This is a genomic window from Listeria sp. LM90SB2, from assembly GCF_028867355.1.
GTDB lineage: Bacteria > Bacillota > Bacilli > Lactobacillales > Listeriaceae > Listeria > Listeria monocytogenes_B.
Genome location: NZ_CP046449.1, coordinates 2,099,470 through 2,112,782, shown reverse-complemented (window position 1 = coordinate 2,112,782; position 13,313 = coordinate 2,099,470). Strand labels below are relative to the sequence as shown.

At 38.1% G+C, this 13,313-nt stretch carries 12 protein-coding genes; 9 read left to right on the top strand and 3 right to left on the bottom strand.

Annotated elements, in window-relative coordinates; genetic code table 11:
• Positions 1–14 precede the first annotated feature (14 nt).
• The 7 genes from GL301_RS10390 to GL301_RS10360 all read left to right on the top strand — a co-directional run bounded on the left by GL301_RS10390 (position 15) and on the right by GL301_RS10360 (position 7,746).
• Positions 15–1,553, top strand: a complete 1,539-nt coding sequence (locus GL301_RS10390; RefSeq protein WP_010958989.1) for a helix-turn-helix domain-containing protein — start codon at positions 15–17, stop codon at positions 1,551–1,553.
• Between the two features lie 263 nt (positions 1,554–1,816).
• On the top strand, positions 1,817–3,898 hold the full coding sequence (locus GL301_RS10385) for a BspA family leucine-rich repeat surface protein (protein ID WP_010958988.1): 2,082 nt from the start codon (positions 1,817–1,819) through the stop codon (positions 3,896–3,898).
• A gap of 134 nt (positions 3,899–4,032) precedes the next feature.
• A complete protein-coding gene (locus GL301_RS10380) occupies positions 4,033–6,027 on the top strand; it encodes a BspA family leucine-rich repeat surface protein (RefSeq protein ID WP_010958987.1) in 1,995 nt (664 codons plus the stop codon).
• Positions 6,028–6,092: 65 nt separating this feature from the next.
• Positions 6,093–6,566 (top strand): hypothetical protein, encoded by a 474-nt coding sequence (locus GL301_RS10375; RefSeq protein ID WP_003725196.1) that lies wholly within the window; start codon positions 6,093–6,095, stop codon positions 6,564–6,566.
• A gap of 19 nt (positions 6,567–6,585) precedes the next feature.
• Entirely contained in the window at positions 6,586–7,071 is a 486-nt protein-coding gene (locus GL301_RS10370) for a hypothetical protein (protein WP_010958986.1), read from the top strand.
• 27 nt (positions 7,072–7,098) lie between these two features.
• Entirely contained in the window at positions 7,099–7,404 is a 306-nt protein-coding gene (locus GL301_RS10365) for an LPXTG cell wall anchor domain-containing protein (protein WP_010958985.1), read from the top strand.
• A gap of 75 nt (positions 7,405–7,479) precedes the next feature.
• The gene (locus GL301_RS10360) at positions 7,480–7,746 is read left to right on the top strand and encodes a transposase (RefSeq protein ID WP_021496751.1); all 267 of its coding nucleotides are present in this window, start codon (positions 7,480–7,482) and stop codon (positions 7,744–7,746) included.
• A 324-nt stretch (positions 7,747–8,070) separates the two neighbouring features.
• Here GL301_RS10360 and nadA read toward each other — a convergent pair whose 3' ends face one another.
• The 3 genes from nadA to nadB are packed head-to-tail and all read right to left on the bottom strand — an operon-like array spanning position 8,071 to position 11,464.
• Entirely contained in the window at positions 8,071–9,171 is a 1,101-nt protein-coding gene (nadA, locus tag GL301_RS10355; protein WP_003725774.1) for a quinolinate synthase NadA, read from the bottom strand.
• Positions 9,168–10,013 (bottom strand): carboxylating nicotinate-nucleotide diphosphorylase, encoded by an 846-nt coding sequence (nadC, locus tag GL301_RS10350; protein ID WP_003725773.1) that lies wholly within the window; start codon positions 10,011–10,013, stop codon positions 9,168–9,170. The genes nadA and nadC overlap by 4 nt, the downstream gene beginning before the upstream one ends.
• Positions 10,010–11,464 (bottom strand): L-aspartate oxidase, encoded by a 1,455-nt coding sequence (gene nadB / locus GL301_RS10345; protein ID WP_070298241.1) that lies wholly within the window; start codon positions 11,462–11,464, stop codon positions 10,010–10,012. The genes nadC and nadB overlap by 4 nt, the downstream gene beginning before the upstream one ends.
• A 131-nt stretch (positions 11,465–11,595) precedes the next feature.
• On the opposite strand from nadB, the gene GL301_RS10340 reads away from it, so the two are divergent.
• Both GL301_RS10340 and GL301_RS10335 read left to right on the top strand, forming a co-directional pair.
• Positions 11,596–12,702, top strand: coding sequence for an IscS subfamily cysteine desulfurase (locus GL301_RS10340; protein ID WP_048667061.1), 1,107 nt, complete (start codon positions 11,596–11,598; stop codon positions 12,700–12,702).
• A 4-nt stretch (positions 12,703–12,706) separates the two neighbouring features.
• The gene (locus tag GL301_RS10335) at positions 12,707–13,228 is read left to right on the top strand and encodes a transcription repressor NadR (RefSeq protein WP_003727955.1); all 522 of its coding nucleotides are present in this window, start codon (positions 12,707–12,709) and stop codon (positions 13,226–13,228) included.
• Positions 13,229–13,313 lie beyond the last annotated feature (85 nt).

The following is a 13,313-nucleotide window of genomic DNA, read 5'->3' as shown; positions in this document are numbered from 1 at the left end:
AAGGAAGTGTTTTAATGAGAGAATATTTAGATTCAAAAAGCCAAAAAAAGGTAGCACTTCTTGAGAAGATTTTTTATGCGGAAAATCATACAAGTACACAAGAGGAACTATTAAATGATTTGAACATCACGTATCCAACCCTCATTTCTACGATTAAAACAATTAATTTTGATATTGAACGCTTTGGCTATAAAGCGTTTTCGATTGTTCACTCCGCGCCTAATTTGTCCTATACCTTAAAAATATCGGATAATTGTAGTATTCAACTTATTATCAACGCCTATATTAGAGAGTCACCCAAATTTCAAATTCTCGAAACTTTATTGCTGGCCTCCTTCCCTAACTTACAAGTATTGGCAAACGAAGTACATGTTTCTTATTCTGGGATAAAGAAAGAAATAAAGGAATTGAATGAAGAGCTAAGGGAACGGAACTTGTCTATTTCTACAGGAAGTCAGGTAGAAATAACGGGGGACGAATTTTCATTAAGAATATTCTATACCTTCCTCTTTTTAGTCGCATATAGTGGGGATCGTTGGCCCTTTTCTTTTGTTCAATATGATGAAATCACCGACATATTAGAGAGTTGCCCAAAAGAAATTTATAGAGCAAACTCGATAGATAAGGCGATGATGATTCATTATTATGTCGCTATGCATTTATTAAGAGATCGAATGAATTGTCAAATTGATACAACTAGGCAGTTTAAAGTGGCCCTATATAAGGCTTGCACCGAGGAGTCTAAGAAATCAGAGAGCGCGTTCATTAAAAAGGTAGCGAAACAACTTCCTAATAGGAACTATAAAGAAATGACCTACACGACGCAAATTATACTGAGTACCATTGTTGCTTTCGGTAGTTATTCTTCGATTGAAAAAATGCCTTCTTTTTTCTACATGGATGAACAGTTAGAAGAAATGGGCTTCATGAAACTAGTTGATTTTGCCAGTGAACGAGTAAATGATAATCTCTCTATTCCATTTTCAGAGAAAGAGATGGAATTGCTCCGTTACTGCTTTGCGAGTATAAATTATAGATATTTCTTACTTGATAATCTAATCAATAAGTTCAATAATATTGTGCCAGGGTATACAGATCTTGATCGAAATATAAGAAAAATCCATAAAGTGAATCACCTAGAACCATTGATTAGTCAATTAGTAAATTTAAAAGAAATGGATCCATTAAAACCGTTTGAAGAAAGACTTACTTCAGATTATCTGATCATTTTGGATAAGCGGATTGATTTTTCTATACACACCTTGCCTATTAAAGTAACTATTTTATCGACCATATCTAATGAAACAGCCGTATTTGATTTTATGAGGTATTTTTCTAGTTACTACAATCTGGAAATAATTAATCAAGTTGATCCGGTGGTGGATTTATATATAAGTGATTTTTCCGTGTCTCCCGAAGTGTTGACCTCTTTACGTATCAATCAACCAATAATCTATGTAAATACTAGATGGCTAGAATCTGATTATGTCAAAATTAACGATAATCTAGCGAAAATAGCGAGAAAAAAATTTATTGCTAATAAAAAAGATTAGGGAAATACTTGTTGGAATGGATATGGAAAATGTTTAAATGGAAAACTAAAGTCTTGTCCGAGTAATGATCGTTACTCGGATTTTTTTATTTCTATTTTTCACTTGTGCAATACTAATGGAAAAAGTAAACACACCAACTAAGCCGTAAAATTTTAAGAAGTTAAAATTTTATGGCCAGAAATACTCCTCGACTCCTCTATAATTAAGTTGCAGCTAGAAAGTTCGGCATCTAGAAATTAACTACGAAAGAAGGAGGGGAACTGATGAAGAAGTTTTCCATGCGAGTGGTCCTTATTATTTCTGTGCTTTTTATTACTTTTGGGAGCGCTAATGTTTCTATCGCACAAGAAAGGGATACAGCAAATAAGCTTCCAGAGGTGGAACTAGGTTCTCTGGATACCTCTAATATCATTGCAGAAGAAGTCGCGCAAGACAAACCAGCCGAGGTCGAGAATCTAGAAGAAGTCCCAACTACGGATGAGTTGATGCAAAATCCAGAGGTTCGAGAGCAGCCTGTTGCCGATTCGGATGATCCGGATTTAACAGTGGTAAGCTCAGGTGATTTTTGGACGCTTTATTATAATTCTGCGAACGATGAATATAGCTTGCGTATGTTTGGTAACGTGCCAAGCAGTAAACCGAGCGCTTGGAATAGTTATTTGAAAAGCATTAAACATATAGAGATTGAAGAAGCTACGCTGACAGGGAATTTTGTATATTATTTTAGAGGAACTGTTTTCCCAGTACTTGAGAGTGTGAGGATTGAACAATGTAATTTGTCTGGAGTGACGTCTTTTGCAAGGGCATTTGAAGGTGACAGTGTATCAGACTCACCACTTGAAAAAGTGATTATCAGAGATAATGATTATCCGGAGACGCCTTCTTTAACAGATATAAGTAGAATGTTTACCTTATGTCGTAAACTTAGTGAGCTTGATGTGAGTGGACTCAATACAAGTTCCGTCACTAATATGTATGCCGCATTTAGTAACACGAATAGCCTTAAAGAACTGGATATAAGTAACTTTGATACGAGTTCAGTGACTGACATGAGCTACATGTTTTCTTATTGTACTAGTCTTGAAGAGCTTGATTTAAGTACCTTTGATACCAGTTCTGTTACAAATATGTATTGTATGTTGAATGGACTCCACTTGAAAAAGCTAGATGTAAGCAACTTTGATACGAGTTCCGTTACTAATATGCAGCTAATGTTTTATGGTAGTTACAATCTTGAAGAGTTAGATGTAAGCAACTTTGATACGAGTTCCGTTACTAATATGCAGCTAATGTTTGGTGGCTGTAAAAGTCTTGAAGAGCTAGATGTAAGCACCTTTGATACCAGTTCCGTGACTAACATGCGTGGTGTGTTTGCTGAGTGCAATAGTCTTGGAGAGCTAGATTTAAGTACCTTTGATACTAGTTCAGCAACTACTATGCAGATCATGTTTTATGATTGTACTAGCCTTGAAGAGCTAGATTTAAGTACCTTTGATACTAGTTCCGTGACTAACATGGATATGATGTTTCAAGAGTGTACAGCGTTAAAATTTTTATACCTGGATAATTTTACGGATGCACCAAGCATGACAGATATGTTTAAGGGAACCACCTCCCTAACCTACTTGTTTGCAAGTCACAATTTAAGTACTTTTAATAGGTTAGAAAATACAAGCTGGTATGATGAAAAGAATTGGGTGCAGTTTTCGAATCTCTCGCAACTACAGACATATCACCGGAAACAAAGTGAACCTACAGGCTACAGAAAAGGTGCGTTCCTTTCCCTAACAATGGATGCGATGGGTGGAGAATTTGAAGACACGGAGGAACAAAAAGTACAAAGTAAAATTTCTGGGGAGTACTGGGAAGAAGTGATTCCAGTAAAAGAAGGACATTACTTTGACGGGTGGTATCTTGATCAAAATTTCACTAATAAGTTTGATTTTTCCTTGCCAGCTGCTGTATCTACAACTATCTACGCCAAATGGGTAGAAAATTATACGGTGGTCATTCCGGCTTCTATTTCTTTAAATGAAGCTTCCGAATTGAAAGTAGAAGGGATTAATCGAGGGGGTAAAACCTTATCCGTAGGCTTGAATTATGGAAAAACAACCATTTCTGAGAGCAACAAGCTAACTTTAACCAATACGGCAGACACAACAGTCCAATGTTTGGCGCCACTGAGTTGGAACGGTTCCGAAACTAATCCCAAAAATGCCATTTTAACTCTAGCGCCAGGTTTGGAAATAACAGAAGGCGATGCAGTCATGGCTATTGAAACACCAGAAAACATCCAGGCAGGAACGTATACCGGGAATCTAGTATTTTCGATTAATTATGAATAACTTTGCTAAGCAAGCCATAGAATTTTAAGAAGTTAAAATTTTATGGCCGGAAAAGCTTTTCGACTCCTCTATAATTAAGTTGCAGCTAGAAAGTTTGCATCTAGAAATTAACTACGGAAGAAGGAGGGGAGCTGATGAAGAAGTTTTCCGTGCGAGTGGTCCTTATTATTTCTGTGCTTTTTATTGCACTGGGGAACGCTAATGTTTCTATCGCACAAGAAAGGGACACAACGAATAAGCTTCCAGAAGAGGAGCTAAGTTCTCTGGATACCTCTAATATCATTGCAGAAGAAGTCGCGCAAGAGAAACCAGCCGAGGTCGAGAATCTAGAAGAAGTCCCAACTACGGATGAGTTGATGCAAAATCCAGAGGTTCTGGAACAGCCTGTTGCTGATTCGGATGATCCGGATTTAACAGTGGTAAACTCAGGTGCTTACTGGACGATTTATCGCAATACTGTGAACAAGGAATATAGCTTGCGTATGTTTGGCAACGTGCCAAGCAGTAAACCGAGCGCTTGGAATAGTTATTTGAAATACATTAAACATATAGAGATTGAAGAAGCTACGCTGACAGGAAGTTTTGAAGCTTATTTTAGAGATAATGTTTTCACGGTACTTGAAAGTGTGAGGATTGAACAGTGTAATTTGTCTGGAGTGACGTCTTTTAGATCCGCATTTGAAGGTCAATTAGCGCTTGGAAAAGTGATAATCAGAGATAATTATTATCCGGAGACACCTTTTTTAACAAATATAAAGAGAATGTTTGCCTCATGTTCTAAAATTAGTGAGCTTGATGTGAGTGGACTCAATACAAGTTCCGTCACTGATATGGAGTACGTATTTGCTGGCCCGGTTGTCCTTGAAAAACTGGATGTAAGTAATTTTGATACGAGTTCAGTTACTAATATGAGGGGCATGTTTGCTGGTTGTAGAAGTCTTGAAGAGCTAGATGTAAGTCATTTTGATACCAGTTCGGTGACTAATATGAATTACATGTTTCAGTACTGTGAATTACTTGAGAAATTGGATGTGAGTCATTTTGATACCAGTTCAGTGACTAATATGCATTACATGTTTGGTGGCTGTAATAGTCTTGAAGCGTTAGATGTAAGTCATTTTGATACGAGTTCAGTGACTACTATGGAGACCATGTTTGCTGGCTGTAATAGTCTTGAAGCGTTAGATGTAAGTAATTTTAATACCAGTTCAGTAACTAATATGAAGACCATGTTTAATGGGTGTAATAGTCTTGAAGAGCTAGATTTAAGTAACTTTGATACTAGTTCCGTGACTACTATGGCTTCCATGTTTAAAGATTGTACAGCGTTAAAATCTTTATATCTGGATAATTTTACGGATGCAGCAATTATGACAGATATGTTTAAGGGAACCACCTCCTTAACTTACTTGTTTGTCAGTCACAATTTAAGTACTTTTACTAGCTTAGAAAATACAAACTGGTATGACGAAAAGAATTGGGTGCAGTTTTCGAATCTCTCGCAACTACAGACATATCATCGAAATCAAAGTGAACCAACAGGCTACAGAAAAGGCGCTTTCCTTTCTCTAACAATGGATGCGATGGGTGGAGAATTTGAAGACGCGAAGGAACAAAAAGTACAAAGTAAAATTTCTGGGGAGTACTGGGAAGAAGTGATTCCTGTAAAAGAAGGACATTACTTTGACGGGTGGTATCTTGATCAAAATTTCACTAATAAGTTTGATTTTTCATTGCCTGCTGCTGTATCTACAACTATCTACGCTAAATGGATAGAAAACTATACAGTGGTCATTCCAGCGTCTATTTCTTTAAATGAAGCTTCCGAATTGAAAGTAGAAGGGATTAATCGAGGAAATAAAAATTTGTACGTGGGATTAAATCGGACAGCAACGTCTATTTCTGAAAGCAACAAGCTAACCTTGGCCAATACGGCAGACACAACAGTCCAATGTTTGGCACCACTGAGTTGGGACGGGTCAGAAACTAATCCAGAAAAAGCCATTTTAACCCTTGCCCCAGGTTCGGAAATAACAGAAGGCGAGGCAGTCATGGCTATTGAAGCACCAGAGAATATCCAGGCAGGAAAATATACAGGGAACGTTGTGTTTTCGATTAAGTATGAATGATGTAAATTAGCCAGACTAGTGATTATGTCACAGTCCTGTAGTTATGAATAAATTGGAGGTTACCTATGAAGAAGAAAAGAGTAGTGATTATATCCTTACTACTATTGTTAGTAAGTGTCATTGGAATCAGTAGTTATTTTCTATTCAAGGATAAAATAAATCTGTTGGATGTAGACCATTCTGCCGTTGATTGGAACGGAAAAAAACAGAAGGATACAAGTGGAGAAGAAAATACAATTGCCATTCCAGGGTTTGAAAAAGTAACGTTGTATGCAAATGAAACAACACAAGCAGTGAATTTCCATAATCCGGAAATTAATGATTGTTACTTCAAAATATCGCTTATTCATCCGGATGGTTCGGTTCTATGGATATCCGATTTAATCGAACCGGGAAAAGGAATGTATTCCATTGAATTAGAAAAAACGTTAGCGGTAGGCGAATATGAAAATGCAGTATTAAAATATGAATGTTTTTCTTTAAACGATCAGTCACCTTTAAACGGGTCTGAAATAAATTTAAAATTAGTTGTCGTCTAGACAAAGGAGGAAATTTTTTATGAATAAATTAGTATTAAGTACGTTAAGTGTGGCAGCAATGGGTATGGTGATTTTTAGCGGAGGGACAGCCTACGCTGCAGATAAAGAAGGAAATACAGTAGTGGAATATTCTGTTGAAGGAGATTATACCTTAGTTGTACCAGAAAAAGTAAATTTATCTAATGATAACGCCACAGAAATGTCTGTGAAAACAATCAATCGTAACTTAGAACCAGGAAAAGAAGTAGAGGTGACATTATCTAGTGGATTATCAGCCGATGGAGAGATTGAATTACAACGGGTTGGCGCTATTTCGGACGTAATAACTAGTAGTTTTAAAAGTAATAATAGTGTAGTACCCATGGCTAATCCTGTTATCGGAAGCTTTTCAGGTTATGCGATGGAGGAAACCGAAGTAAGTAAAATTCAAATTGGAAACCCTCAAGGAGACAAAAAAGCTGGAGCATATCAAACAACGTTAACTTTTACAGCTGCTTTTAAATAAGAAATTACGAAAGGAGTTGTGCATTTCTTGAAAAGGAAATTAGTTCTGGCAATGGTACTAATCAGCTTTTGTGGGTTGTTCTTCTTATCGCCTGACCGTGTTCAAGCTAGTCAGACCGTAGTTGAGGTCCTAATTTCAGAGGATGATTTGGATGTCAGTGAAGAAAACATACAGGAAATCCCTAAAAAAGAACTGGCAGCCTCTTCAGATAAGGATAACAAACAACATACATTACCTAAAGCAGGTGATACAGTAACTAACTATACCTTGTTGGGTTTAGTGCTCATCCTTATTTGGTTGATAATGCAAAGAAAAAGGAAGAAGAAGGAATAACCCCCTGTGACATCATCATAATGTAGTAAGTAAAAAGGGAATAAAAATTTCTGTATTAGATAGGAAGTGATAGGTATGGCTCGAATCGAATATGAAGAAAAAATTCAAAAAAGCCTACTGGTTTTATACTTTAGGGGGTCTACCATACAGTCTATCTGCAGGGAGTATGGTATTCCTCGTTACGAATTTTACAAATGGATGAAGTTACATGATGCCGATAAACTGGAAACCAAAGAGGTGGAGACTTTTCTACAGATAAGAGAATTAAAACAGCAAAAAAACAAATTAGAAGAAGAGATTTTGTTTTTAAATGAAGCAATCAATCTGTTGGAAAGTCCTTGATAGGGATGAATTTAAGAATTGATTGATAGGTAGTAAGAGAGAGGATGATAATTTCATCTTCTCTTTTTTATTTTATATTTTGGTACAGCCGATTCATGTAAAAAAAGGGTATACCCAAAATATATACAAAACCATCATTGAAAATACACTTTTTTCAATGTATAGTTAGGGTGGATATTAAATGGTTGTGAAAAGAGTTGCTTTTTAGTCATGATAGTAGCATATGCTCGAGTAAGTTCTACAGATTAAAATTTAGATAGACAAATAGAAGCTTTTATAAATTATAGAGCTGAAACGAAAGCAATTGTTGCTTTCGTTTTTTTGTTAGCTTAATTGAAGCATTCTTTCTAAGGCTTTTAAAGCAAATTTGGTTGTCTGTTTATCGACTTTGATTTGGTTTCGTTGTTCGCCGTTTTGGATAGCTTCTAGTGTCCAGAGTAAATGTGGTAAATCAATTCGATTCATGGTCATACAAGGGCACATAAACGGATTTAGCGAGACGATTTTTTTATCTGGGTTTTCTTGGATAATGCGACCAACTAAATTGGCTTCGGTACCGACTGCCCATTCTGTGCCAGGTGCGGCATTGTTTATTTCAGTTACAATTTTTTTCGTTGAACCGGAATCATCTGCTAAAGAAACGACTTCATGGGTGCATTCGGGATGAACAATAATCCGCATTTTAGGATTGTTTTTACGAATGTTTTCGATATTTTTGACGGTGAAATGTTGGTGAACAGAGCAGTAGCCTTTCCAAAGAATGACTTTACAATCATCCAAATTGCCCTCATATTCCAGTTCATTTTTTATCGGGTTCCAAATTGCCATATGTTCGAGGGGAATGCCTAGTTCGAACGCAGTGTTCCGACCTAGATGTTGATCCGGAAGAAAGAAAATCCGCTCTTTTTGTTCGAGCGCCCATGAGACAATTTTTGTTGCGTTACTAGATGTCACCGTAGTCCCACCATGTTCACCGACGAAGGATTTAATTGCGGCAGTGGAATTAATGTAAGTGACAGGTAAAATCGTATCGCCGAAAAGGGTTTGCAGTTTTGGCCAAGCATTTGTTAGCTGATGAATGTCCGCCATATCTGCCATCGAACAACCAGCGCGCATATCCGGCAAAGTAACAATCTGCTCGCTTGTCGTAAGCATATCCGCTGTTTCTGCCATAAAATGAACACCGCAAAAAACGATATGTTTGGCTTTTTTATTTTGTGCAGCAATTTGCGCTAATTGTAAGGAATCGCCAATCGCATCGGCAAATGGAACGACCTCATCTTTTTGATAATGGTGGCAGGGGATAAAGAGATTCTCGCCAAGCTGGGCTTTAATTTCCGTGACGCGGGCAATCATTTCGGCCTGCGTCATTTGCTTATAATGAGTTGGCATTGTATCTTGTTCGACCGTTTCTAGTAAATTCATGCCTTTATTCCTCCTTTGCTATTGAAACTGATGTCAAATGCACGAACGGAATGCGTTAAGGAGCCTAAAGAAAGGTAATTTGCCCCAGAACCCTTATAACGATGAATATTTTCTAAAGTGACATTACCGGAAATTTCTGTAGTAATGTGCGGGGGAACTAGCTTAACCAGTTGCTTGATTTCTTCCGGTGTGCGATTATCAAACATTATGATATCTGCGCCGGCTTGAACGGCTTCTTTTACTTGTTCAGCAGTTTCCGTTTCCACTTCGATTTTTACCATATGGCCAAGTTTTTCCCGTACAGTAGATACAGCACTTGTAATACCTCCAGAGAAGGCGATGTGGTTGTCTTTTAGCATAACACCATCGTATAGACCATTGCGATGATTAAAGCCGCCACCAGTCTGTACCGCGTATTTATCGAAGGCACGCAGACCGGGCGCCGTTTTCCTCGTGTCGCAAATTCGAATAGCGGAATCATCCAGTTGTTTGACAGCAAAATTAGTTTGGCTAGCGATACCACTCATCCGTTGCATTAAATTTAAAATGACCCGCTCACCGGAAAGTAACGTGCGAACTGGAGCCGTAACAGCCGCGATAATATCGCCTTTTTGAATCCAGTCACCATCTTTTTTATAAGCTTCAAATTGTATATTTCCACCGAGCAGTTCGTAAACTTTCGGTGGGATGGAAATGCCACAAAGAATACCTGTTTCTTTTGCTAGGAAAACACCTTCCCCCATTGTGTCACGGGGGAAAACAGTTTCTGCACTTAAGTCATGTTGACCGATATCTTCTAGTAAAAATGCTTGAATTGCTTGATTCATAAGTATGGAATTCATTTTATTACTCCTTTTAATATTCGATGTGCGCCGAGACTTTCTGTTCGTTTGAGCGCGCTTTCGGCGATTAGTTTTGCGGTGATAAGCATGTGGCTAATTTCCGCTGTTTCTCGAGTGTGATTTGCGTAATCGAAATCAGTAAGCCAATGAAGAAATTCGGTGATTTTTTCTGGTTTTCTTGTGATGCCAAGCGTTTCCCAGATTTTCTCTTGAAGTAATTGTTTATCTGGTAAATGGGGTGTTCGGGTTTGGTTCGAAAGAGGGATTTCTGGATGGTCTATTAGGTTTGTTTTTTGCGTGAGAATGTATTCAGCCACTTTTTCACCAAAGACGAGCGTTTCAAGGAGGGAGTTACTGGCGAGACGGTTAGCGCCGTGCACACCTGCATTTGCAACCTCACCAATGGCATATAAACCAGGGATGTTCGTTTTTCCTTGAAGATCAGTACGAATACCACCCATTAAAAAATGTGCGCCAGGATGAACCGGAATCCGCTTTGTTTCACGAAACGGGACGTGATATGCATCCAAGTTAGCAGTAATTCCTGGAAAACGTTCTTCAAAATTAGGAATTGGCGTGATATCAAGGAAAACCTCATTCCCATCTTGTATTTCTGCAAATAGCGTCGCAGCAACAATATCGCGCGGCGCAAGGTCAGCTCTCGGGTGAACATCAGTCATTACCGCCGAACCATCTGCGCGAATAAGTTTGGCTCCTTCACCGCGGACCGCTTCTGAAATAAGCCCATGACAACGTCCGTTTAGAAAGAGAAGAGTGGGATGAAATTGGATAAATTCCATATCGGTTAGCTTAGCACCAGCCCGGTAAGCCAGTGCTAAACCATCACCGGAAATTGTCGCCGCATTCGTCGTAACTGGAAAAAGTTGTCCAAGTCCGCCGCTTGCTAAAATAATATGTTCTCCGTAATAAGTATGTAGTCGATTTTCTTTATCTAAACAATGCACGCCGATAGCCGAATCGTTCTGTTTTATAATTTCGATAGCCATTTTTTGCTCTTGCCAGTGAATGTTTGTTAATTTTTCTTGTAAAAAAGTAGTAAGAAATTTGCCGGTTTGATCACCGCCAGTATGTAAAATTCGTGGCAATTGGTGTGCGCCTTCTAAACCAAGCGAAAGTTCACCATTTTGTTCGTCAAAAGTCATCCCTTCTGCGATTAATTTTTGGATAACGATTGGACCGTTGGTAACGAGTTGATTTACTGCGAGAACTTTATTATGAAAACAACCGGCTTGGAAGGTATCGCTAAAATGCTTTTTCGGGGTATCGTTTTTGGACACAGCTGCTGCGACACCGCCTTGAGCGAGCATCGAATTACTTTCTTCTTTGAGACCTTTTGTGATTATTGTCACATCATAGTCGTGCATTAATCTGAAGGCAGCAGTGCAACCTGCGATACCGCTCCCAATGATAATCACTCGTTCTTTTGTCATTGTTTCCACCTCTTGCATAGTAGGTTCGATTAATTGTATACTTCTTAATGAATATACAGATGTCTTGTCATCTATAATCACATAAAATCAAACTAAATTCAAGTATAAAATTTTAAGGGAGAGATAAAGAGATGATTTACTTTGACCATGCGGCTACTACGAAAATGAGTGAAGCTTCTTTACAAGTTTTTATGGATGCATCGCGAGAATTCTTTGCTAATTCGGAGAGTTTACATGATGCTGGGACGAAATCAGCGGCCCTTTTAGAAAAATGCCGGGAAAGTTTTTCTGAGTTATTACAAGTTCCAAACCGCGGGATTTTATTTACGAGTGGTGGAACAGAGAGTAATCAAATTGCCATCCAAACGCTAATCCATACAACTGATAAGAAAGAAGTGCTCGTAAGTCCGCTAGAACACGCTTCAGTTTGGCAGCAACTAATGGCACTCGAACAAACGGGGAAGTGTCGGATTAAAGTATTACCAGTTGATTCGTTTGGGCAAGTAAATCCAGCTACTTTAGAAAAAATGATTTCTGCTGAGACGGGGCTTATTATTATTCAACATGTTAATTCGGAAATCGGAACCATCCAACCAATCGCGGAACTAGCTCATATTGCTAAAAAAGCAGGTGTCTTTTTTCATACCGATATCGTTCAATCCTTTGGGAAAATTGATTTAGATTTAAGTGATGCCACTAGTTTTAGTATTTCATCGCATAAAATTTATGGACCAAAAGGGGCGGGAATACTTTTTATGAAACCAGATTCTCCTTTGCAGGCAGTTTTGCCAGATGTACATCATGAATTTGGCTTTAGACCGGGGACAGTAAATGTTCCAGCTATTGCTGCCTTTACAACTGCCGCCTATGATATAATAGAAAATAGAGAACAAGAAGCGATTAGAGCTATGAAACTAAAAGCTGCGATTTGCGACACATTAGAAGCGCGAGTAGAAGTGGAAGGTGGACCCAATACATCGCCGTATATTTTAGGACTTACTTTGCCAAATATGCAAGGTCAGGAAGCGTTACTTGCTTTAAACGAAGCAGATATTCAAATCTCGACGACAAGTGCATGTAGTTTACGTGATTTAGCTCCGTCCAGAACATTAATCGCTACTGGAAAAACAACAGAAGAAGCAAACCGTTTTATCCGCTTATCTTTTGGAAGAGAAAATGAATTAAACGATAGTATTATTTTTAAAGAAGAAATCGATAAATTATTACGAAAAAGGTGATAAGATGAAAAAAATATTAGGAGATACGCGTAGGCAAATGATTTTAAAATGGCTAAAAGAAGCCGAGGCGCCAATTTCTGGAAATCAATTAGCACAGAAAACAAATGTTAGCCGCCAAGTGATTGTTCAAGATATTTCTTTGTTAAAAGCTGGCAATGAACCAATTATGGCTACCCCACAAGGCTATATTTATGCGAAAGAAACAAGTTATACAGGGGAAAGGCGCGTTATTGCCGTGAAACATACGAAAGAACAAGCTGCCGAGGAACTAAATATTTTGGTAGATCACGGTGTTTCCATTATTGATGTGATTGTGGATCATCCAATATACGGCGAAATCACCGCTTCACTACATTTAAAAAGCCGTTTTGATGTAGAGAAATTTGTGCGGAAATTGCAAACAACAGGAGCAACAATGCTGTCTGGTTTAACGGATGGAACACATTTACATACGATTGAAGCAGATACGAAAGAACAATTAGAACAAGCGATTAAGGCGCTAGATAAAGCTGGATTTTTAATCTAACCATTTTTCAATATAAATTCTAGGAAAAAGCTAGTAACTATGGTAGAATGTATGTTAGGTATTTATAAACAAATAGTCGTATGGA